The 24,248-nt window shown below is 51.6% G+C and carries 14 protein-coding genes; 6 read left to right on the forward strand and 8 right to left on the reverse strand.

The window, feature by feature from the left end:
* Positions 1-56: 56 nt before the first annotated feature.
* Entirely contained in the window at positions 57-461 is a 405-nt protein-coding gene (locus FDW96_RS05700; RefSeq protein ID WP_137365331.1) for a MarR family winged helix-turn-helix transcriptional regulator, read from the reverse strand.
* A 158-nt stretch (positions 462-619) separates the two neighbouring features.
* Here FDW96_RS05700 and FDW96_RS05705 point away from each other — a divergent pair, with 158 nt between their 5' ends.
* Genes FDW96_RS05705 through FDW96_RS05720 form a run of 4 tightly spaced genes read left to right on the forward strand, consistent with a single transcriptional unit; the run spans position 620 to position 3,391 of the window.
* Entirely contained in the window at positions 620-1,213 is a 594-nt protein-coding gene (locus tag FDW96_RS05705) for a non-oxidative hydroxyarylic acid decarboxylases subunit B (RefSeq protein ID WP_061382350.1), read from the forward strand.
* On the forward strand, positions 1,213-2,640 hold the full coding sequence (locus FDW96_RS05710; protein WP_137365332.1) for a non-oxidative hydroxyarylic acid decarboxylases subunit C: 1,428 nt from the start codon (positions 1,213-1,215) through the stop codon (positions 2,638-2,640). The genes FDW96_RS05705 and FDW96_RS05710 overlap by 1 nt, the downstream gene beginning before the upstream one ends.
* Before the next feature lie 10 nt (positions 2,641-2,650).
* Positions 2,651-2,887 carry a non-oxidative hydroxyarylic acid decarboxylases subunit D gene (locus FDW96_RS05715; RefSeq protein ID WP_038633131.1) on the forward strand — a complete coding sequence of 79 codons (237 nt, stop codon included), beginning with the start codon at positions 2,651-2,653 and terminating at the stop codon, positions 2,885-2,887.
* Positions 2,888-2,893: 6 nt separating this feature from the next.
* Positions 2,894-3,391, forward strand: a complete 498-nt coding sequence (locus FDW96_RS05720; RefSeq protein ID WP_137365333.1) for a hypothetical protein — start codon at positions 2,894-2,896, stop codon at positions 3,389-3,391.
* Positions 3,392-3,646: 255 nt separating this feature from the next.
* On the opposite strand, the gene FDW96_RS05725 is transcribed toward FDW96_RS05720, so the two are convergent.
* From FDW96_RS05725 to FDW96_RS05740, 4 genes are all read right to left on the reverse strand, one after another.
* Positions 3,647-4,501, reverse strand: a complete 855-nt coding sequence (locus FDW96_RS05725) for a tetratricopeptide repeat protein (protein ID WP_137365334.1) — start codon at positions 4,499-4,501, stop codon at positions 3,647-3,649.
* A 113-nt stretch (positions 4,502-4,614) separates the two neighbouring features.
* A complete protein-coding gene (gene mutS / locus FDW96_RS05730; protein WP_042310663.1) occupies positions 4,615-7,176 on the reverse strand; it encodes a DNA mismatch repair protein MutS in 2,562 nt (853 codons plus the stop codon).
* Positions 7,177-7,417: 241 nt separating this feature from the next.
* Positions 7,418-7,930 (reverse strand): hypothetical protein, encoded by a 513-nt coding sequence (locus FDW96_RS05735; RefSeq protein WP_042310661.1) that lies wholly within the window; start codon positions 7,928-7,930, stop codon positions 7,418-7,420.
* On the reverse strand, positions 7,930-8,715 hold the full coding sequence (locus FDW96_RS05740; RefSeq protein ID WP_042310660.1) for a winged helix-turn-helix domain-containing protein: 786 nt from the start codon (positions 8,713-8,715) through the stop codon (positions 7,930-7,932). The genes FDW96_RS05735 and FDW96_RS05740 overlap by 1 nt, the downstream gene beginning before the upstream one ends.
* A gap of 443 nt (positions 8,716-9,158) precedes the next feature.
* Here FDW96_RS05740 and FDW96_RS05745 point away from each other — a divergent pair, with 443 nt between their 5' ends.
* Positions 9,159-9,764 carry a helix-turn-helix domain-containing protein gene (locus FDW96_RS05745; RefSeq protein ID WP_042310657.1) on the forward strand — a complete coding sequence of 202 codons (606 nt, stop codon included), beginning with the start codon at positions 9,159-9,161 and terminating at the stop codon, positions 9,762-9,764.
* A 41-nt stretch (positions 9,765-9,805) separates the two neighbouring features.
* Here the strand turns inward: FDW96_RS05745 and FDW96_RS05750 are convergent, their stop codons facing one another.
* The 3 genes from FDW96_RS05750 to FDW96_RS05760 all read right to left on the reverse strand — a co-directional run bounded on the left by FDW96_RS05750 (position 9,806) and on the right by FDW96_RS05760 (position 14,792).
* Positions 9,806-11,179 carry an HlyD family type I secretion periplasmic adaptor subunit gene (locus tag FDW96_RS05750; protein WP_077949296.1) on the reverse strand — a complete coding sequence of 458 codons (1,374 nt, stop codon included), beginning with the start codon at positions 11,177-11,179 and terminating at the stop codon, positions 9,806-9,808.
* A complete protein-coding gene (locus FDW96_RS05755; RefSeq protein ID WP_061382349.1) occupies positions 11,166-13,358 on the reverse strand; it encodes a type I secretion system permease/ATPase in 2,193 nt (730 codons plus the stop codon). Before FDW96_RS05755 ends, FDW96_RS05750 begins: the two co-directional genes overlap by 14 nt.
* Positions 13,359-13,448: 90 nt before the next feature.
* Positions 13,449-14,792, reverse strand: a complete 1,344-nt coding sequence (locus tag FDW96_RS05760) for a TolC family outer membrane protein (protein ID WP_061382348.1) — start codon at positions 14,790-14,792, stop codon at positions 13,449-13,451.
* 332 nt (positions 14,793-15,124) lie between these two features.
* Here FDW96_RS05760 and FDW96_RS05765 point away from each other — a divergent pair, with 332 nt between their 5' ends.
* Complete coding sequence (locus FDW96_RS05765; protein WP_137365335.1) at positions 15,125-24,208, forward strand: retention module-containing protein; 9,084 nt, start codon at positions 15,125-15,127, stop codon at positions 24,206-24,208.
* Positions 24,209-24,248: the final 40 nt, after the last annotated feature.

The following is a 24,248-nucleotide window of genomic DNA, read 5'->3' on the forward strand; positions in this document are numbered from 1 at the left end:
AAGGCCAGTCTCACCGAGACTGGCCTTTTTCTTTGAGTAGAATATTGCCCGGCGGGTCATTCCATCATTTTGCGCACCAGACGAGTGAACTGTTCGCGTTCTTCCTCGCTAAGTCTGCCCAGAAACTCATCATCCACGCGATCTCCCAGCGGGGTTGCGCTGGCCAGTAATGCCTCTCCTTGCGCGGTTAAATAAACAAACCGCCGACGCTTATCCGCGGGGTCGTGTTCCCTTCTGACCAGTCCACGCTTTTCCATCCGGCTCAGCATTTCTGCAAGCGTGGCTTTGGTGCAGACCGCTGCCTCCATCAGGGCGACCTGTTCAATGCCGGGCTGTTCGGCAATGGCGCGCATCACCGCGTACTGCGGTTTGGTTAGCTCTGGTAACTCATGTTGCCAGCGAGCCGTATGCTGCTGAAAAAGCTGACGTAAAAGATGAAATGCTTTATTTCGTAACGGCATGAGAGCTCCGGGATTGCTGTCAGTCTCTATCATAACGGGTTACCCCTCCTTTTTTAATCATTGCTGTTTTAGCGATCCGTGCGCGGTGGCCTTGCCCACAATGAATTGTGGGAGTATTTTAATCAAAACGTTCGTACACGAACAAATTGAGGGGTTGAATGAGACTGATCGTAGGAATGACGGGGGCTACCGGCGCGCCGCTCGGTGTGTCGCTACTGCAGGCGCTGCGGGAAATGTCGGAAGTGGAAACCCATCTGGTGTTGTCGAAATGGGCCAAAACGACCATTGAGCTGGAAACGCCGTACAGCGTCCGCGATGTATCCGCACTGGCAGACTATTGCCACAACCCCGCGGACCAGGCCGCGACCATCTCCTCCGGATCGTTTCGTACTGACGGCATGATCATTATCCCCTGCAGCATGAAAACGCTGGCCGGTATTCGCGCAGGTTACGCGGAAGGGCTGGTGGGGCGCGCCGCTGATGTAGTGCTGAAAGAAGGGCGCAAACTGGTGCTGGTTCCGCGTGAAATGCCGCTCAGCACTATTCATCTGGAAAACATGCTCGCGCTTTCTCGCATGGGCGTGACGATGGTCCCGCCAATGCCCGCGTTTTACAACCATCCGCAAACCGTTGATGACATCACGCAGCACATTGTCGCGCGCGTGCTCGACCAGTTTGGGCTTGAACATCCTAACGCCCGTCGTTGGCAGGGATTACGACAGGCGCAGAATTTTGCACAGGAGAACGAATAATGGTATTTGATGATTTGCGCAGCTTTTTGCAGGCGCTGGACGACCAGGGACAATTGCTGAAAATCAGTGAGGAAGTTAACGCCGAGCCGGATCTGGCGGCGGCGGCCAACGCAACCGGGCGTATTGGCGACGGTGCCCCGGCGCTGTGGTTTGACAATATTCGTGGATTTACCGACGCCCGCGTGGCGATGAACACCATCGGCTCGTGGCAGAATCACGCCATCTCTTTGGGACTGCCGCCAAATACCCCGGTGAAAAAACAGATTGATGAGTTTATCCGTCGCTGGGATAAATTTCCGGTTGCCCCGGAACGCCGTGCCAACCCTGCGTGGGCTGAAAACTGTGTTGATGGTGATGAGATCAACCTGTTTGATATTCTGCCGCTGTTTCGCCTCAACGATGGCGACGGGGGTTTTTATCTTGATAAAGCCTGCGTGGTGTCGCGCGATCCGCTGGATCGGGACAACTTCGGCAAGCAGAACGTCGGCATCTACCGTATGGAAGTGAAGGGCAAACGCAAGCTTGGCCTGCAACCGGTGCCGATGCATGATATCGCGTTGCACCTGCATAAAGCGGAAGAGCGCGGTGAAGATCTGCCGATTGCCATCACGTTGGGTAACGATCCGATCATCACCCTGATGGGAGCTACTCCGCTGAAGTACGATCAGTCGGAATACGAAATGGCGGGGGCGCTGCGTGAAAGTCCGTACCCAATCGCTACCGCACCGCTCACCGGCTTTGACGTACCCTGGGGGTCAGAAGTGATTCTTGAAGGGGTCATTGAAAGCCGTAAACGTGAAATCGAAGGTCCGTTTGGTGAGTTTACCGGTCACTATTCCGGTGGACGTAACATGACCGTCGTGCGTATCGATAAAGTCTCTTATCGCACCAAACCGATCTTTGAATCGCTGTATCTGGGGATGCCGTGGACGGAGATTGACTACCTGATGGGTCCTGCAACCTGCGTACCGCTTTATCAACAGCTGAAAGCTGAATTCCCGGAAGTGCAGGCGGTGAATGCCATGTACACCCACGGTTTGCTGGCGATTATCTCCACCAAAAAACGCTACGGTGGTTTTGCCCGCGCGGTGGGTCTGCGTGCGATGACCACGCCGCATGGCCTGGGTTACGTGAAGATGGTGATCATGGTTGATGAAGACGTTGACCCGTTCAACCTGCCGCAGGTGATGTGGGCGCTCTCTTCGAAGGTCAATCCGGCGGGCGATCTGGTGCAACTGCCGAATATGTCGGTGCTGGAACTTGATCCGGGTTCCAGTCCGGCGGGGATTACTGACAAGCTCATCATCGATGCCACGACACCGGTTGCACCGGATAATCGAGGTCATTACAGCCAACCGGTATGCGATTTACCGGAAACAAAAGCCTGGGCTGAAAAGCTGACTGCCATGCTGGCCAACCGTAAATAAGGAGTAGCAGATGATTTGTCCACGTTGTGCCGATGAACATATTGAAGTGATGGCGAACTCGCCGGTCAAAGGTGTCTGGACCGTATATCAGTGTCAGCACTGTCTGTACACCTGGCGCAATACCGAGCCGTTGCGCCGTACCAGCCGCGAGCATTACCCGCAAGCGTTTCGCATGACGCAGAAAGATATCGACGACGCGCCAATGGTGCCGAGTATCCCGCCGCTGCTGGCGGAAGATAAGCGCTAATCAAAAATGCCGGGTACGGCTTCGCCTTACCCGGCCTATAATTGCTTAAATTCTTTTTTGCAACATGACAGCAAGGACATCATCAAAAATATGTCATTCTACCGGCGGGTCGTTTTATTATTTTTGCTGGGAATAAGTTCTGGCGCGCAAAGCGCATCACATGAACAAATTATGCAAATCTATAATAGCGAGTCCGTCGGCTCCGTTATTAAATGTCAGGCCCACATGGACGTTAAGAGTGGCGATGGCACAATTCCGATCCAGATTATGTCTGTAATGACGGTAACTGGTCGGAAATTTAATCATCTCTATTATAATAGCGAGATAACCTATTTACTCGTTAATGCAGCAAAACCCTATATGTATGTGTCTGTTTCGGTAGAAGGAAACATTCAAGAAGAGCAGCGAAAAATACGTACTGAGCTCGATCTTTCAACCCTGCGGGTCGATTTTCCTGGAAATCCTGAAATGGCAAATACTGTGCGTGAACTTTTCCGGGAATAACGCGTTACGTACGCTGATTATACAGATATTACCGTCAATGAACCGCCAAGCTATGCGGTAAGGCAATATAGCAAAGATTCTATTTCTGGCGTCATTCTCCAGAGTTGTACGCCGATGGCGCAACGCTGAGGAGGTGAACCTGACAGTATTCAGATATCTTTCCCAGCGGAAGTTTCCGGTGAGATTGTTCAGAATTATTACTTACTGACGAAATAGTATATGTTTCCCCAATAGCATCATGCTATCAGGGGGATATCAATTGTTTTTTTTAGCAAGAATATCGTCGATTTCCTTTTCAGTTATGGCATTTGCATCTTTTGCTTTATTTAACCAGAACATCGCTTTTTCTTTATCAATACCCTTTTCATCGAATCCCCAGGCATAGAACCTACCTAATGAAATCTGGGCTTCCGGAAGATTTTGCTGAGCTGCTTTTTCAAGCCAAATTTTTGCCTGAGGGAGATCTTTTTTGAAGCGATCATCTGATAAGAAAAGCGTACCATAATTATATTGACCTATACGGTAACCTTTCTCAGCGGCAAACTTAAGATGATATGCCGCCAGTTTAAAATTCTTATTATCGGCAGCAATAATTCCCAGGTTAGCATGGGCGATGGGATCGTTTTGTTCTGCTGCTTTTGTTAGCCAGAACGTTGCTTTATCAATATTGCGAAACGCTTCGGGGCCAAACTGATAGATGTTAGCGCAGTTAACCTGAGCCTGAAGTTGGCCTTGATTTGCGGCCTTTTCATACCAACTTATGGCTTTGCCATAATCCGGTGGTGTTTCATTGTCGCCATTATGGTATAACGTGCCCAAATAAAATTGTGCATCACTGTTGTTCTGTTCGGCGGCCAGATTAAACCAATAAAATGCTTTGTCGCGATTAATAATTCCGTTGATACCCTCTTTGTATGCAATACCTAGCATAAGCTGCGATTTGGTATCACCACTTTGTGCTTTTTCGATAATGTTTTTTAGGTTTTCCTGTTTGGTTTGGGAATAGCGCTCTTCCGCTTGAATAAGATCATCAAGTGAAGGAGACGATTTTGCATAGCAGGTAATTGAAAATTGAAAAATTAATGTTATAAATAAAAATATCCTTTTCATAAATTCCTTGAATAATTACGGTGGTGGACTGAATTTATTATACTCTCCTGTATTAAATAAAAAATAGAATGCGATATCCCAGCAGGCAAAAATTGCCTACTGGGAGATAATTTTTACACCAGACTCTTCAACCGATAGATCCACTCCAGCGCCTGGCGAGGCGTGAGTGAATCCGGATCGAGGTTTTCCAGCGCTTCAACGGCGGGTGACGTTTCTTCCGCAACCGACAGCAGCGACATCTGCGTTCCATCGACCTGGGTTGCGGCAACATTCGGCGCGATGCTTTCAAGCTCACGCAGTTTTTGCCGCGCGCGTTTGATCACCTCTTTCGGCACACCAGCCAGGGCTGCTACCGCCAGGCCATAGCTTTTGCTCGCTGCACCATCCTGTACGCTGTGCATAAAGGCGATGGTATCGCCATGCTCTAACGCGTCCAGATGTACATTCGCGACGCCTTCCATCTTCTCCGGTAACTGAGTCAGTTCGAAGTAGTGGGTCGCGAACAATGTTAATGCTTTGATTTTATTAGCCAGGTTTTCTGCACACGCCCATGCCAGCGACAGGCCGTCGTAGGTTGAAGTGCCGCGTCCAATCTCATCCATCAGCACCAGGCTGTTCTCGGTAGCATTATGCAGAATATTGGCGGTTTCGGTCATCTCAACCATGAAGGTGGAACGACCGGATGCCAGATCATCCGCCGCACCTACGCGAGTAAAGATACGGTCGATAGGCCCTATCTCGACTTTTTGTGCCGGAACATAGCTGCCGATATAAGCCAGTAGCGCAATCAACGCGGTCTGGCGCATATAGGTACTTTTACCCCCCATGTTCGGCCCGGTAATGATCAGCATCCGGCGCTGTGGGGATAGGTTGAGCGGGTTGGCGATAAACGGCTCTGTCAGTACCTGCTCCACCACCGGATGACGCCCCTCGGTAATACGAATACCAGGTTTATCGGTAAAGGTCGGACAGGTGTAATTCAACGTATAAGCACGTTCTGCCAGGTTGACCAGGACGTCCAGCTCCGCCAGTGCGCTGGCGCTCTGTTGTAAATCAGCCAGATGCGGCAGCAGCATATCGAACAGCTCGTCGTATAGCTGTTTTTCCAGTGCCAGCGCCTTACCTTTGGAAGTCAGAACTTTATCTTCATACTCTTTCAGCTCTGGAATAATGTAACGTTCTGCGTTTTTCAACGTCTGGCGACGCACGTAATTAATTGGCGCCAGATGGCTCTGTCCACGACTGATCTGAATGTAGTATCCGTGAACGGCGTTGAATCCGACTTTCAGCGTATCGAGACCCGTGCGTTCGCGCTCGCGGATCTCCAGTCTGTCGAGGTAGTCGGTTGCGCCATCAGCCAGCGCTCGCCACTCGTCCAGCTCTTCGTTATAGCCAGGCGCGATGACGCCGCCGTCGCGTACCAGCACCGGTGGAGCTTCCACCACGGCGCGTTCCAGCAGTTCACGCAGTTCCGCAAATTCACCCATTTTCTCACGCAGCATCTGCACCGGGGCGCTGTCTACGTTTTCCAGTTGCGCACGTAGTTCAGGTAGTTGCTGGAAAGCGTGACGCATGCGGGCCAGATCGCGCGGGCGCGCGGTACGCAGCGCGAGACGAGCCAGAATGCGTTCCAGATCGCCCACCTGACGCAGCACAGGTTGCAATTCGCTGGTGGTGTCCTGTAGCGCGCCGATGGTCTGTTGGCGCTCGGTGAGGATTTTGGTGTCGCGGACCGGCATATGCAGCCAGCGCTTGAGCATACGGCTGCCCATAGGTGTTACGGTGCAGTCGAGTACCGAAGCTAATGTGTTTTCAACGCCGCCCGCCAGGTTCTGGGTGATCTCCAGATTGCGGCGTGTGGCGGCATCCATAATGATGCTGTCCTGTTGACGCTCCATAGTGATGGAGCGAATATGCGGCAACGAGGTGCGCTGGGTATCCTTCACATATTGCAGCAGACAGCCGGCAGCGCATAACCCGCGTGGGGCGTTCTCAACACCAAAGCCAATCAGGTCTCGTGTGCCAAACTGCAGGTTCAATTGCTGACGGGCGGTATCAATTTCAAATTCCCACAGCGGACGACGGCGCAGGCCGCGACGTCCTTCAATCAGTGAGGTTTCTGCGAAATCTTCGGCATACAGCAGTTCAGCCGGGTTAGTACGCTGCAGTTCGGCGGCCATGGTCTCGCGGTCGGCAGGCTCGCTAACGCGAAAACGCCCGGAGCTGATGTCCAGCGTGGCATAACCGTAGCCTTTACTGTCTTGCCAGACGGCAGCCAGCAGGTTGTCCTGGCGCTCCTGTAACAGCGCTTCATCACTGATGGTGCCAGGCGTGACAATACGTACCACTTTACGCTCAACTGGACCTTTGCTGGTGGCTGGATCGCCAATCTGTTCGCAAATAGCGACGGATTCCCCCTGATTGACCAGCTTGGCGAGGTAGTTTTCTACCGCATGGTGGGGAATACCCGCCATTGGGATGGGCTCGCCTGCGGATGCGCCGCGCTTAGTCAGGGAGATATCAAGCAGCTGAGACGCGCGTTTCGCATCGTCATAAAACAGTTCGTAAAAGTCGCCCATGCGGTAAAACAGCAGTATTTCCGGGTGCTGAGCCTTCAGCTTGAGATACTGCTGCATCATGGGGGTGTGGGCGTCGAGATTATCGATTGTACTCATGGAGTTGTGTCCAGTTCCCTGATTTTCAATGGATTGCGATATTCTTGTTTTCGTTGTTATCACATAAGAGACACATGATAACGGAGATATGCTTTTCAGGGAAAGCGGGGAAGGATGACTTCTCGATCCAGGTTCCGCTCCGGGGCGAATCAGACGATGACAATTTATTCTGGGGAGGGGGGAACGATAAATTCATCCACGGACATTCCCCCGTAGGTTTGGCCGCCAGAACGCTTACTTATTATTCATTTTGCGGCAACGCATAATTCTGGCAGTACAGGTAAGGGATCCCTTCTTTGGTAATCAGATACGTCTTGCTATTTAGCGCAAAATAATCGACGTTGGATACGCTGGTATTGGTCAGGAAAAAGTCGGGGAGCAGTTCCTGAATAAGGCTGGCGGGGGCCGTTTCGCGATTGGATATTTGTATTTTCTGTGAAATCCAGACCGGACTTGAGCCGTAGCTGGATTGTGTAAACAGGACCATGCGTTGCACGGTTTGCTCATTATTTCTGGCATCTTTGATGATGCCATCAACATTCACAATGCCTTTACTCCCGCCGATTTTAATATCAATAATCCCACGAAATGAGCTTGTATTACGTACTATTTCGATGGCTGAACGACAGGTCAGATTATGAAGTTCACCTGTGTTTTTATTGAACCGATAGACGGCAGTAACCATGAGCGCAGCAAAACAGATCAGCAGGATAACACCTGTCTGGATGCGGGATGTTCGGGGATATAAATTCATTAGCTATCATACCGGGGGTAATAAACCGACTGACAGGCGTTTTCTTGCCTGGCTTTCATCGGTGAGTGACATACAAGCACTGACAATTTCTTTGACTCAGGGTAGGTCGTAATATAGATGAATTTATTGCTCTGACACAGCCCTGGATTTTTGTCGACAAACGCCGTATGCCGGGAGAAATTACTGGCATCGTTATTAAAATAATACTGACAGTCAGTTGGCGTTTTGCTGGCCTTGATATAGTCGGAAAAATAATCATCGCTGGCCTGCCAAGGGTATAATATCAGCGCGCAAATTATAAGCGTCAGCGTCGCCATGATTATTTCTGCGGTGGTGAACAAAGATTGACGCGGTGTCCCAGGCAGCAGTTCCTCTGTAACGGTATCCGGGGCTACGGACTCTTCACCTGAAGAAGAGATACTCTCTGGCGTCTCAATCGCCTGAATGTCAAACGACTCCTGAATAATCAGCCCCTTACGAGGGATTGTTGTGATCAGTGGTTGTTCCAGATCCAGCTGCTGCAAACTTTTACGTAGGGAGAGAATGCTTTGATAAAAGGCATTGAAACTAACCTGACGATGATTTTTACCCCAGCCGAACTCCAGTAGTTCATTTTGTGAAACCACCTGGCCGCGATGCTGAATAAGTAATAAAAGACATAATGATGCTGAGTGTTTGAGTTTTATCTGCTGATTGGGTTGAGCTACTCGCGCCAGAGATTGTGTGTCTGGCGTAAATATGATTCTATTTTCAATCAGATAACTGACATTGCCAGTCTCAGACATAGTGTCTCTACTCTTAATGGTGCGCCAGGCGGTTGGTAAGTAATGATACCACTTAGCCCATAATAGCTACCAGCATGGACCCGATCCTACAACGAAGATCGCGAAGTGTTTCAAATTAGTATCATAATATACTAACAATGATAACTTTTTAATTGAAATAAACCATATATAAATCAATGGATTGTGTCTTTTTGGCTATGCTGCAAAGAAGAGAAAGATGAAAGAGTGACCGCAAAGATGATTGCCATTAATTCTTTATGGACAGCGCAATATACTGCCTGACGCCACCACGCGAAAACATCATGTGTCTGAACGCGTCACGGCACCAGGGAATGCCGGTGGTAGATGTAGAGAAAGGATAAATGTCAGCCTGCTTGAAGGCTGACATTTATTTTGATGCTAAGTGAATTTTGATAAAGCCATAATTTGCGGTAGAGAGTCCCATGTTCCAGAAAGAAATTGAAAATGCTGTAGTACTTGTGGGTGATGAAATGAAGAAGTCAGAGAATGCCTGGCTGTCGTTACGCAAAAAACGCCAGCGTATTGATCTGAAGGTTGATGGAAATATCTTGTTTCTGGAGAAAGGGACCGTCTCTGTTTATCGTGTGGAAAATGACTTAGTCACCGTGAGTATTTCTGCTCCGGCCATACTCGGTTTGCCGCAAATGCGTACTGAAGTCGCCGGGCACTATTTACGTTGCGATACCGATTGCGAAATGTGGGCGATGAGCGTGCAGAATGCAGATCATATGTTTACCGCTAAAAACTTATGGAAGCAGGCGTTTGATATCTTAACGCATCACCTGCAACGCTATTTTCAGCGTGAAGCGTTGCAGTCACATCGCACCATTCGTGAGCAGATTATTGAACACGTAAAATATATTTGGTCGATGGAACCTGAGGTGCGTGAGAAAACGTCCGTATATACCTTTATTTTGACCCGTAATCATATCTCCCGCAGCGCCATCCACAAGGTTTTACAGGAACTGGTTAATGACGGGAAAATCACATTAAACCGGGGAAAACTTTCCTTCTGTACTCCGTTATAAATTTATGCGCTCCCTGACATGATGAAAGGGAGCGCAGGCGTTTAACGTTCTCTGAGCGCCTCCGCGCGAGCGCGAATAATCGGTTTTAACAGATAGCTGAGAATCGTTTTCTTGCCAGTGAGAATATCGACGCTCGCTACCATGCCGGGGATTACCAGCATCGGATGTTCTTTCGTTCCCAGGTAGTTTTTGTCCGTTTGCAGGCGAACAATATAAAAGCTTCGCCCCTGTTTATCGGTGACGGTGTCCGGACTTATCTGCACCACTTCGCCTTGCAGACCGCCATAGATGGTGTAATCGTAGGCCGTAAATTTCACCATTGCATGCTGGCCCGGATGAAGAAAGGCAATATCGCGCGGCTGTATTTTGGCTTCGATTAACAGCTTGTCATCCAGCGGAACGATTTCTACCAGATCGCTGCCAGGCTGTATGACGCCGCCGATAGTATTCACCATCACCTGCTGAACGATACCCCGCACCGGTGAGGTGACCATCGTCCGGTTCACCCGGTCTTCCAGCGCTTTAACGCTGGCCTGTGCCTTGCTCAGGTTCGTGCGCGCCTCGTTGAGTTGCGCCAGCGCATCGCTCTGGAAACGGCCACGGCTTTCACCGATTTTATTCTCAATTTCGTTAATTTCTGATGCGGCCTTGGGCAGCGACAAACTAATCGAATTGAGCTGCCCGGCGGTTTCCACTTCGGTACGACGCAGACGCAGTAGTTCAACTTTTGAAATGGCGCCCGAGGCGAGCAGCGGCTCGGACATTTTGATTTCCTGGCGTATTAGCCCAAGGCTGTGCTTGAACTGATCTTGCTTAGATTCAAAATCGCGCAGCTCCTGTTTTTTCTGCACCAGTTGTTCTTCCAGCCCGGATATTTCGTTATGAAACTGCTCCCGGCGGCTGTTGTACAGTTCGGTTTCTCCCCGTGCGACATCCGGCGCTTTGCTGGCAATCTCTGGTGAAATAACAAAGTCCTGGTTTTCAACCTCCGCCGTCAGACGTTCAACCTTTGCACGCAAGCCGAGTTTATCCGCTTCTGTTTCGCCGACGTTAGAGGCAAAGCGCGTGTCATCCAGGTGCAGTAACGGTGTTCCAGCGTTAACGATTTGCCCTTCATGCACATACAGCTCGGTGACGATCCCCCCTTCCAGGTTCTGGATTTTTTGCAGTTTGGATGAAGGGATCGCTTTACCTTCCCCGCGGGTGACTTCATCGATTTTCGCAAAGCCAGCCCACACGAAAGACAATACCACCAGCGCGAGGATCGTCCACAGCGTCAGTCGAATCACTCTCGGGGAGTCATCAATAATGGCCTGACTGACTTCATTGATACTGTCAGTTTGATTTTCATCACGGCCATGAAAGTAGTGCTGCATAGCACGGCGGGCACGAACCAGGAAATCAGCGAGATGCATTAATCTGCCCCTTTTTCAACGCATCCATCACCACCGCTTTCGGGCCGTCCGCGATGATGCGTCCTTTATCGACAATAATCAGGCGGTCAACCAGCGACAGCATGGAAGCGCGGTGCGTAACCAGTAATAACGTTTTGCCCGCGATGCAGGGGACCAGCGCGTGTTTGATCTTCTCCTCGCTGGTGTTGTCCATCGAGCTGGTGGGTTCATCCAGTAACAGAAGAGGCGGATCCAGCAAAAGCGCGCGTGCCAGCGCTACCGCCTGCCGCTGTCCACCGGAAAGTCGGGAGCCGCGCTCGCCAACCTGCAGGTTATAGCCGTCAGGATGCAAGCGCGCAAAATCGTTCACGCCGGCCAGTTCTGCCGCCCGCAGCATGGTTTCGTCATCGATATAACGCGCACCGCACAGCAAATTGTCGCGTAGCGTGCCATTGAACAACTGGATATCCTGCGGCACGTAGCCGATGCTGTGGCGCAGATCGTTCACATCCAACTGACGAGAATCGATACCGTCGATCAGAATATTTCCGGCGCTGGGCTGGTACAGATTGACCAGCAGTTTGCTGAGCGAACTTTTACCAGAACCACTGCGTCCGATGATGCCGATTCGTTCCCCAGGCTGAATGGTCAGATTGATTTTTTGCAGCGACAGGTTCTGTTGTTCCGGGTAGCTGAAATCGACATCGCGAAATTCTATGCTGCCCTGTAGCTGCTCACGTTTGAGCGGATTTTCATCCGCGCGACGCTCCTGCGCCAGCGACATCATTTTCTCGGTATTTTTGATGGTGAGCTTCGCCTGTTGATAGCGGGCGATAAGGCCGGTTAACTGACCCAGCGGCATTAATGCCCGGCCGTTGAGCATGTAGCAGGCGATAAGTCCCCCCATACTCAGTTTGCCGCCGATAATCATGTACACCCCGACGATAATCATCACCACCCCGGAGATTTGCTGGAACCAGCCGGTCAGGTTGCTCGCCAGGCTGGACAACGTTTTCACCCGTAGCTCCAGGCGACTCAGGCTGCCCAGCGTTTGTTCCCACTGAAACTGGCGTTCGCTCTGGGCATTATTCACTTTGATGGCATCCAGACTGCTCAAGGTTTCAATCAGCAATGCCTGGCGTTCGCTGGCGAGACTCATGGTTTTAGTGACTGCCGCGTTGACCGGTTTTTGTAACGCCCAACTGCACAACAAAGCAATCGGCAGCGTCAGGACCGGGATCCAGGCCAGCGCTCCGCCAATAATCCCGATGACGATCAGCAGCAGCAGGGTGAAGGGCAGATCGATAATCGTCGTCAGCGTAAGTGATGAGAGGAAATCGCGCAGTGACTGAAACTCGTGAATATTCTGCGCAAAGCTGCCCACCCGCGCCGGACGTTCTTTCATCTCCATGCCGATAATGCGCTCAAACAGCGTTGAAGAGATGATGAGATCGCTTTTTTTCCCCGCAATATCAAGGCAGATACCGCGCAGCATTTTCAATATCAGATCAAAAACAAAAGCCAGGCAGATACCGACTGCCAACACCCACAGCGTGACCGTTGCCTGGTTAGGCACAACCCGGTCATAGACGTTCATGGTGAAGAGCGGCGTGCCGAGCGCAATCAGGTTGATCAGCAGGCTAGCCAGCACCGCATCCATATACAGGAAACGTGACAGCTTCAGCGTGTCTTTAAACCAGGATTTGGTACGTGGCAGAAAAGCTTCCGCCTGCAAATCGAATTCGTGGCGCGGATGAGCAAAAATCACTTTACCGGCATAGCTTTGTTCAAGCGTGGCGACATCGACGCAAATCTCCCCACCTTCGCTTTCGCTGGGCATAAAGCGGGCGCTGCCGTCGTCGTTCCATGCCAGTAATACTCCGGTTCCGCCAGAACGCAGTAACAGGACTGCAGGCAGAGACATGGCCGGAATTTTATCGAGTGCGCGCGTGACAACCCGCGCCTTTAAACCGGCCCTTGCCGCCGCGCGTGGAAATATATTTAGCGTGAGCCGATCGTTTTCTAATGGCAACCCACTGCTTAATGTTGAACGACTCGCCGGTTTACCGTGTAATGCACACAGAATGAGTAAGCTATCTAATAGCGGATCGTCATTATAACTGCGGGGATCGTGATGTTGAGAATTAGGGCAGGCATAATTCCCGGATACTTCATTTAATAATTCAGCTTGTGCACTCATTTTCGCAACCATTTCTGACCGTGCACGTTGAAATAATAGCAAGCTAATTATCAGCGTGCAGGTCAGAGATTTATTTTGGATTAATAATTATTAATGCAGATCCGGTAAGCTATTTTCTTCTTGTGAATCCACCGGTTGTCCTGATGGCGGCGGTGTGATTTTTAGAATATTCATTAATTCACCCGTGCGTTCGCTAATACGGTAGCCGCTGGTCATCGCCAGATAACGCAGTTCAACAAGGCGACGTTTAGAAGAAAAAACTTCATTTTCACTGTCGAGCAAATCCAGCAGCGTACGTTCGCCAAGACTGAATTGATCCTGATAAGCGGTGCGCACTTTGACGCTACGGTCGGCATATTCTTCCGCTGAAGGAAGCTGAGCGCGTGCGTTTTGTAACGCCGTCCAGGCCAGGCGCAGCTCCTGATTCAGCTGGCGTAGCGTGTTATTGCGTACGTCCTGCGCCTGTTTATGCAGATACGCGCGGGAGTTCATATTGGCTTTGTCGCTGCCGCCCTGGTACAGGTTGTAATGCAGCTTTACCATCGCTTCCCACTCTTCAGTATGGGCGCGGGTGGTGTCGGTGTTATTACTAATCCCGCGGGAAAGCTCAACGTCCACGCGCGGATAGAAGGTAGATTTCGAAGCCTCATACTGCTGATGCGCGGCTTCGATATCCGCATTGGCGGATTTCAGTAATGGGCTGTTTTTTTCCATCCGACTTTTGGCGTCTTCCAGCGAGGTGGGTAACTGAGAGTCAATACTCTCGGGCAGGCTTAAACCTTGCGGATCCATGCCTGTCACGCTGACAAAGGTGGTTTTCGCGTCTTCAAGATTCGTCTGCTCGGTCAGCAAGTTATTACGCGCCTGCGCCAGACGCGCTTCGGCTTGCATAAAGTCCCCGGAGCGCCCAACCCCCTGATCGGTACGCAGTTTTATCTGGTCGTAAATGCGTTCGTGGTTCGCCAGATCGTCCTCAGCAAGGCGAACAAACTCTTCGCGTTGTAGCACGTCGAAATAGGCCTGAATGACCGCATAAGCGGTACTTTCGCTGGTGTTCATCACGCTCCAGGCGCGCGAGTCAACGGTCGCTTTTTGCCGTGCAACTTCGCTGGAGGTGGCAAAGCCATTAAACACATTTTGCTCAAGACTCAGCGTCGCTTCGTTAGGTGACTGGGTCAGACCGTTATTGCGTCCTGCCGCGCGAGTCGTTGCATCATCAACATTTTTACGCCCAGCTTCAGCATTTAAATTGAGTGAGGGTAAATAGCCACCTTGAGCGGCCCGCAGTTCTTGCTCTGAAGAATAACGGCTATTTATTGCGGCATTAACTTCAGGATGATTAGCTAAAGCGTTTTTAACGGTATTTTGTAAGTCTTCTGCATTTACTGAGGATATTGAAAAGCATGAAAGCAGAAAAACTAAAAACTTCTTCATGACATGAATGCCTTATATGACACGGTTATGACATCCTGCTGTCGTCGCTATCATCCATTTTTACAAACACGTTATATTAATTAACAAAGGTAAATTGTCTTAATTGAAGCTTGTGGTCAGCTATTCTCAGACATGTTTTGTCACATCGTGTTTTATTTTTGGTTATTTTTTATTATATTCATTTGCCAGTCAAGTCTCATGTAATTGCATTCTTTAAAATGTGTTTTTTTCCACATTGAGATATTAATGTTTACATTAAATGAATGTGATATTTGTTCGTTAATATATTAACGATTTTATAAAAATAATGATGGTAATTAAGTGAGGTTACGGTGAGCAAATTACTCGGTGTGATCAAAGCAATCATTGGGCAGGTATACGTTGTTGATGCTAATGGCACACAACGACTTGTTCATGAAGGCGACAGGGTATATAGCGGTGAGGAAATTATGACCGGCGCCAGCGGCGCGGTGAGTCTCTCTTTACCAGACGGGAAGACGCTGGATATTGGCCGTAACAGCCATTGGGGTGAGCACGGGCTACAGGTCAACCATAATCCGGAGCATGATGCCCAGGATATTGCCGCCGTACAAAAAGCCATTGCCGACGGCGCTGACCCGACGCAGGTGTTGGAAGCCACCGCGGCGGGTAATGACGCGCCGGTACAGCTTGAGGGCGGTGGCGGTGGTCACACCCTGGTTCAGCTTGAATTAACCGGACAGGTGGTTGATCCTACGGCGGGTTTTAATACAAAAGGTCTCGGCAGCCCGAACTGGGATATCAACTTGCCAGTTGGGGGGGCAGGCTCGGCGAGCGTTTTCCCGCCTGAAGTGCAAATTACCGAGTTTGCCGGTAATGACGGTTTTATTAACAAAAGTGAATTCCACCAGACCCATTTAAGCGGCACCAGCAATCAAAATCACGTCACGCTTACCTTCACCGATAGCCAAAAAAACACATTCACCGTTGAGGTTCCGGTGAATAACGGTCACTGGAATATTAATACCGATCTGGGCGGATTAGTGCCAGGAAATGTCACCGTAGTGGCAATAGCGACCGATGTCACAGGACGAACGGCAGAAAGTGTCGATCATGCGCTGATTGATATTACCGGACCAGACATCAACATTAGCGTTGAAAGCGTCACGCCGGATAACCTCATTAACTACGCCGAGTCCCGCCAGCCGCAGACGATGATCCATGGATCTGTTGGTGGTGATGCCCGACCTGGCGATCTCGTTACCTTATTGGTTGATGGTAAAGAATATACCGGCGTCGTTACTGACCCGGGCAATGGCGCTCTGATTTATACCATTCCGGTACAGACTCAGGGATTGCTGAACGACCCGAATATTCACGCTACGCTGACCTCTTTCGACGATGCCGGTAATCGCACAACGGTTTCTACCGATCATCATGTCGATAACGACCTATCCGCGCAAAACGCCGTGACTATTGAAGCAGTAGCGACTGATGATGTCGTCAATGCCAATGAGTTTCGTATGCCGACCGTCATTTCTGGCGCCGCCAGCGGCGATGCGCAAGCGGGCGACCGGGTCACCCTGACCCTTCAGGGCAAAGAATTTCATGGCACGGTTTTCGACGACCATGGTCAGCTACGCTATGAGATCGTGGTGCCTTCAGCCACCCTGAAAGAGGGCGCGAATGAGGTGCAGGTGACGCTGGTCAGCCACGACGCACCAGGCAATGAGGCCATTGCCGTGACGCACCGTACCGTGGTACTGGACACCCAGGCGCACAACGCCCTGACGATTGATGACGTCACCGACGATAACACCCTGAACCGCGCTGAACTGTTTGCGCGCAACCAGCTTATCTCCGGAACTGTCAGCGGCGAAGACGCGAAGGCGGGTGACCCGGTACAACTGGAGCTTAACGGTCACCAGTACAGCGGTCAGGTTATTGATCTTGGCAATAATACGCTGGGCTACCGTATTGCGGTTAACGCTTCCGACTTTGCCAATAACAGCATTCCGGTTGATGGTAACGTGGAAGTGAAGGTCACGGTTACCTCTCACGATGCGGCGGGAAACCTGGCGATCGCCACCGATACCCACAGCGTGCACATTGATAATCTTGCGACCAATCAGGTCAACATTGACGCGGTGGCGACGGATGATGTGGTCAACGCGATTGAACACCGCATGACCACGCTGATTAGCGGTGTGGCAGGCGGTGATGCCAAAGCGGGCGATGCGGTCACCGTCAGCGTACAGGGGCAAAACTATGCCGGAACGGTGGTTAATGATAACGGTCAGTTGCGCTATGAAGTGGCATTACCGAAAGGAACGTTGCTGGAAGGTAAAAACGATGTGGTGGTCACGCTGGTCAGCCACGATGCGGCGGGTAACGAAGTCACCGCGTTCGCGCACCGTACCGTCACGCTCGACACTCAGGCGCACAACTCGCTGACAATCAATGATGTAGATAGTGATAACACCCTGAATCGTAGCGAGCTTTACACACGTAACCAGGTGATCTCCGGCACCATTGGCAGCAATGAAGATGCTAAACCTGGCGATCCGGTACAACTGGAGATCAACGGTCACCAGTACCGCGGGGAGGTTATCGATTTAGGCCACAATTCGCTGGGCTACCGTATCACGGTAAACACCGCAGACTTTGCCAACAACAGCGTGCCGGTCGACGGTAACGTGGACGTGAAGGTCACGGTCACCTCTCATGATGCGGCGGGTAACCTGGCGATCGCCACCGACACCCACAGCGTGCACATTGATAACGTTGCCACCAATCAGGTCAGCATCGATGCTGTGGCGACGGACGATGTGGTCAACGCCATTGAAAACCGTATGGTAACGCTAATTAGCGGGGAAGCCGGTGGTGATGCTAAAGCGGGCGATGCGGTCACCGTCAGCGTACAGGGGCAAAACTATGCCGGAACAATCGTTGATGATAACGGGCAGCTGCGCTACGAAATCGCGTTGCCGAAGACGGCCTTGCAGGAAGGTAAAAACGACGTAGTGGTGACGTTGGTCAGTCATGACTCGGTGGAAAATGAAGCCACCGCGCTGGCACATCGCACCATCACGTTAGACACGCAAGCGCATAATACTATCCGCATACATGACCTCACTGCAGATAATGCGCTGAATTACCAGGAACTGCTTGCGGCTAAACAGACGATTACCGGTTTTGTTGGCGGTGAGGATGCGAAGGTCAACGATCCGGTCTTACTGGAGATAAATGGTCATCAGTACAGCGGTAAGGTGGTTGATTTCGGCCGCGGTAAGCTGGGTTATCGCATCGATGTGGACTCTTCTGCATTTGCCGATAACAGCGGCCATGTTCTGACGAATGTGAATATTACCACAATGGTGACTTCTCATGATGCGGCGGGAAACCTGGCCATCGCCACCGATACGCATAAAGTTCATATCGATAACTATGCGGAAAACACCCTCAAGATTGACACAGTAGCGACGGACAATGTGGTGAACGCCAATGAAAACCGGATGCCCACCATTATTAGTATCGTAGCCGGTGGCGATGCCCGGGAGGGGGATGCGGTAAAAATAAGCGTTCATGGGCAAGACTTTAACGGCACGGTGGTCAACGATAACGGTCAGCTACGCTATGAAGTGGTTCTGCCGCATGGAACCTTGCATGAAGGTAAGAATGCGGTAGTTGCGACCCTGCTCAGCCATGACGCGCTGGGCAACGCGGTGACCAGTGAATCGCACCGTATTATCACCCTCGATACGCATGCGCATAATGCTATCTCGTTGGATAACATTGCCACGGACAATGTCATCAATTACCAGGAACTGTCCGCGGCGACACAGCGCATTACGGGCATCGTCGGGGGGGAAGATGCGAAGGTCGGCGACCCGATCCAACTGGTGGTTAATGGTCATCAGTACGAGAGTCAGGTCATTGACCTTGGTCAGGGGAGGCTGGGTTACCGCATTGATGTGGACTCATCAGCGTTTGCAAACAACAGCGTTCATGTGCTGACGGATGTCGATGTGCACGTCACGGTTACCTCGCATGATGCGGCGGGTAACCTTGCCATCGCGACTGACAGCCATAAAGTGCATATCGATAACTTTGCTAAAAACGTGGTGACGACCGCAGTGGTGGCGTCCGATGACGTGGTAAACGCCATTGAAAACCGCATGCCGACGCTGATTAGCGGTATCGCGAAAGGTCTGGATGCCAAAGCGGGTGACGCGGTGACTGTTCACGTGCAGGGGCAAAATCAGGACTTTAGCGGCACGGTGGTTAACGATCACGGCGTTCTGCGCTACGAAGTGTTTGTTCCAACGGGTGTGCTGCAGGAAGGCAGCAACGACGTAATGGTCACGCTGGTCAGCCACGACGCTGCGGGCAATCAGGCGGTTGCGGTGGAGCATAGAACCGTCACGCTGGATACTCAGGCGCACAGCACCGTGGCTATTGATAAGGTTACTGACGACAACAACCTTAACCACCAGGAGCTGGATACGCCGATGCAGCTCATCAGCGGCAAGGTGGGAGGAGACGCGCAGCCTGGCGATGCGGTGATCGTTGAGATCAATCACCAGACGTTTAACGGCAAGGTCATCGACCTTGGTGGCGGACATCTGGGCTATCAAGTCCCCGTTGATTCAACGGCGTTCAGTGATAATAAGGGGCCCCAGGATAAGAATGTGTCCGTTAAGGTCACGGTTACCTCTCACGATGCGGTGGAAAATGAGGTGATTACCACCGCAACCCGTGTGGTGCATATTGATAATCATGCCGGGGCGGGAATCACCGTTGATACGGTAGCGGGCGATGACAAGCTCAACGGCGCGGAAGCAGCAAAACATCTCACTGAGGTGATGGGCACGGTGTCCGGCGATGTACACGCGGGCGCTAAAGTTCAGGTCATCGTCAACGGTCATACCTACGAAACAACCGCGCAGGCACTCCCGGAACATAACAATGCGCTGGGATATAAGCTGGACGTTCTGAGCCGCGATCTGGTCAAAGACCCGCATATCGTTGCTCGTGTAGTCGGTGAAGATAATGTGCATAATTTCCAGCAAGCGGAGATAACGCACGACCTGCTGGTTGATTTACATGCCAAAGCCATGCTGACGATTGATCCCGTCACTGGCGACAATATGATTAATGGCGATGAATCAAAACAACTATTCACGTATGTGACCGGGAAAGTGGCTGGGGATGTTCATGTAAATGACGTCGTTTATCTCACCGTGAATGGCCACGTCCTGACGGGGAAAGTGGGTGATACTGGAGGTGGGGTTCTCGGCTATAGCATTAAAGTCAGTACCGCCGATCTTATCTCCGATCCGCATCTGACCGCGACGGTCAGCACCACCGATGGCGCGGGCAACCCGGCGACGGCCAATGCAGAAACCACAGTGATTATCGATACCCGTGTCGATGCGCAGATAACCATTGATGCCGTGACGCCGGATAATACGCTGAACCTCGCTGAGCAGATGCATGGCTATACGATGGTGAGCGGGACGGTGAGCGGGGAAGTTCACCCCGGCGATCCGTTCTCCATGACCATCAACGGCCATACCTATTCCGGTGTGGTAGAGGATCGCGGTAATCAACAAATGGGATTCCATGTTCCCGTTGCGACGGCCGATCTGGTTGCCGATCCGCATATCAGCGTCACCATGGATATCACGGACGATGCCCTGAACCATGCGCAAATTACAGCGCATCATACGGTTATGCTGGACGCGCAAGCGTTGGCCTCAATCACCATCGATCCGGTAACGGGCGACGATGTATTGAATAAGATCGAATTGGGGCAAACCACGACGATCGTCAGCGGTACGGTGGGCGGTGATGCCAGGGTTAATGATGTGGTGCACCTGAATATCGGCGGCCATATGGTTGATGCGACGGTGACGAACCTGCCAAATCTGGGAATCCTGGGGTATTCCACTGATGTTGATACCCAGTGGCTGCAAAACGATCCGCATATCACCGCAACCATCACTACCACTGATGCGGCAGGAAATAACGCCACGGCAGATGCGCACAGCACCGTGATTATCGACGACCAGATTGACGCGATAGTGCATATTGATCCGATCTTCACTGGCAGCGGTGATGCGGTGATTAACCACGACGAAGCCCTGAAGCCGCAAACGACGGTTACGGGTACGGTGGGAGGCGATGTCAAAATCGGTGATACGGTTGAACTCACCATCAACCATCAGATCTACTATGCGCAGGTGGAAGATCACGGCGGCCAGCGGGCTTTCAGCACTAAGGTGTCGACTCTGGATCTGCTTATGGATCCGAAGATTCATGCCGAAGTAACGGCAAAAGATGACGCAGGCAATATTGCACACGGGCACGATGACATGCCTGTGGTGGTTGATACCGTTGCCGATGCCGGGATTACGATTGATTCTGCGTTGAGCTGGCGAGGCTGGGCGCTACCCGCAGGAAACCGCCCGGAATTTGTCACGGTAACCGGGCATGTTACCCCGGACGCGAAGCTTAATGATTTGGTTACCGTTGATGTGGGCAACAACACGCATCTGGAAACGCATGTTATTACCCTCCATGATGGGCAATTGGGTTACACGCTGGATATTCTTTCTCAGGATTGGAATAACAACGGCAATATCACCGTGTCCATCACCACCCATGACGATCACGGCAACACGGCGACAGCGGTAGAGCATAAATTTATCGATCTCCCGTGGGTAACCCAGACTTATACGCCTGCCAATACGCCTTTTAGTATGCACACCCCGACGGCAACGGGGACGGGAACCACGCAACCTCACCAACCGACCGTGCATCTTACCGTTGATAAGGTGGCGGGCGATGACGTTCTCAACCACGATGAAGCGCAGAAAGCAACGACGGCAATCCGTGGCCTGGTCAGCGGCGACGTTCAGGCCGGGGACGAAGTGATTGTTACCATCAATCATGTGCAGTACACCGGGCATGTTATGAGCATCCCGACGATGCCGGGACAGCTGGCATACGAAGTGGATGTGCCAACGAATGAACTGCAGGCGCACCCGATGTTTGATGTCTCTATCACGGCTGGGGCAGCGACAGATACGGTGCAGAAAACCATCACCGTCGATACGGATAACCCGCTGCAGATAACGATGGATAAGATCGCCGGTGATGATGTTATCAATGCGGCGGAAGCGCAAAGCGGTAAAACCACCATCAGAGGCACGGTCAGCGGCGAAGGGATCCACGATGGCAGCGTGGTGAGTCTGCAGGTCAATGGCAATACGCTAACTGCAGTCGTGCATGATGATAAACATGGTCACCTGGTCTGGTCGAAGAAGGTCAGTATCAACGATCTGCACAATAACCCGGATATTATCGCGACGGTCATGGCGACGGATGATAATGGCAATCAGGGGAGCGCCTCTGCCAGCAGCCATGTCGTGGTCGATCTGAGCGCTAATGCTGGCGTGACGATAGATAACATTGCCGGTGACAATGTGCTGAACGCGCGGGAATCGCTGCAACCTAAGATGACAGTAACGGGGTCGGTATCCGGAGATGTGCATCCCGGCGATAAGGTGACGCTGACGGTTAACGGAAACCCTTATGCGGCGACTGTCGATAATAACCATCACTACTGCGTCGATATTTACACCAAAGACCTGCTGGCCGATCGCGCGATTGTCGCGACAGTCTCAGGATATGACGATCACGGCAACGTGCAGCCTGCCAGCTTCACGCAGGGCTATGCGATTGATAAGTCGGCAAGCGGCAGCGTGACCATCAACACCGTCGGCGGCGACGATATTATCAATGCTGATGAAGTGAAAGCCGGAAGCGTAGAGGTGAGTGGTACGGTGGATGGCGACGTGCATCTCGGTGATAAAGTCGCCATTCTCGTCGATGGCGTCACAGTACATACGCGTGTCATTGAGCTGCCGCATATGAACGGGCAACTGGGCTACAAAGCGATGGTGAGTACGGTCGGGCTGCAAAATGACCCGAATATTCACGTCAGCGTAGAAGGGCAGGATTCGGCGTTGAACCCAATGCATGCCGTAAACGACAAAACGGTCACTATCGATACGCAGGTTGATGCCAGCATCGTGCTGGATAAGGTGTCAGTCGATGATGTGCTGAATAACGAGGAAACTCAGCATGCGAAAACCACCATCAGCGGTTATGTGACCGGGGATGTGGATGTTGGCGATCGGGTGACCATCACGGTTAACGGTAAAGATCTGGTGGCTGATGTGAAAAACAGCGGCGGACAGAAGGTATTTAGCGTAGATGCCAGTACGGTTGACCTGATTCACGATCAAAAGATAACCGCTCACGTCACCGCCCATGATGATGCAGGTAACCGTGATGAGATCCAGACCGATAAGACCATCACTATCGACAGGACCGCTGCAGGAACGATGGATATTGATAGCGTCACCCAGGATAACGTCCTGAATCATCAGGAACTCCAGGGAACGATGGTGAGGGTAACCGGGCATCTTGGCGGCGATGTGGATGTATGGGATTCGATCAAATTAAAGATTGGTGGTCATGAATATACAGGTTCGGTAGATACGTTGGGGAATGGTGAGCGGGTTTATCATGTCGATGTAGACAGCGATGTGATGAAAGCGAACACCGCATTCTCGGTTGAGGTCAACGGTCATGATGCGCCAGGTAACCCGTACTCAAAGACAACGTCCCACACCTATGCAGTGGATCAACAGGCAGACGCCACGCTTATCGTGGATAAACTCACCGGAGATAACCACATCTCACGTGCGGAAGCACAGGGGGCTATCACCCATATCACCGGCAGCGTGAGCGGTGATGTGCATGATGGGGAGCATATTAAAGCGCTGGTTAATGGGCATCAGTACGATGCGATTCTTCATCAGGGCAATAATGGGCTGACCTATGACATTGAGGCCGAGACCTCAGCGTTCCGGGCAGGTCATAACCGAGTGAGCGTATTGGTCGAGGCGCATGATGACCACGGCAATATTACACCGTATACGCAAACGCTGAATGTGACGATGGACGATCCGGCACCACACAAAGGGCATACGGCGGATAAAGGAAATCATGCCGCGATGAAACATGCGCTGCACAACCTGTTCGACGATAGCGCGTTATCACTCTCTTACGCCCCTGAAGCGACCGGACACGGGCAGGCAACTGCCGTGTTGAGCGCTGACGATAAGGCGAAGGCCATGCTCGATAAAGTCGATCTCAGCGATCTGGCGCGTGAGCTGCACGAAGGCGTGGATATTGCGAAGTACATTCAAAGCGGCGGCGATCATCATCAGATCGCCAGTCCGGCGAAGGTCGCGCATGGCATTGATACTGCGCTGTCGACTCATGCAAGCGGCGATCTGCATTCTGCGACCTACTCGTTGGATCACCTGATAGCCAAACCCGATCACAACCCGACTCACTAATCGTTGCTTGCTGCCCTGTGCGAACAGGGCAGCGGCATCA

Origin of the sequence: Citrobacter sp. TBCS-15 (assembly GCF_005280815.1) — a bacterium.
Classification (GTDB): domain Bacteria; phylum Pseudomonadota; class Gammaproteobacteria; order Enterobacterales; family Enterobacteriaceae; genus Citrobacter; species Citrobacter werkmanii.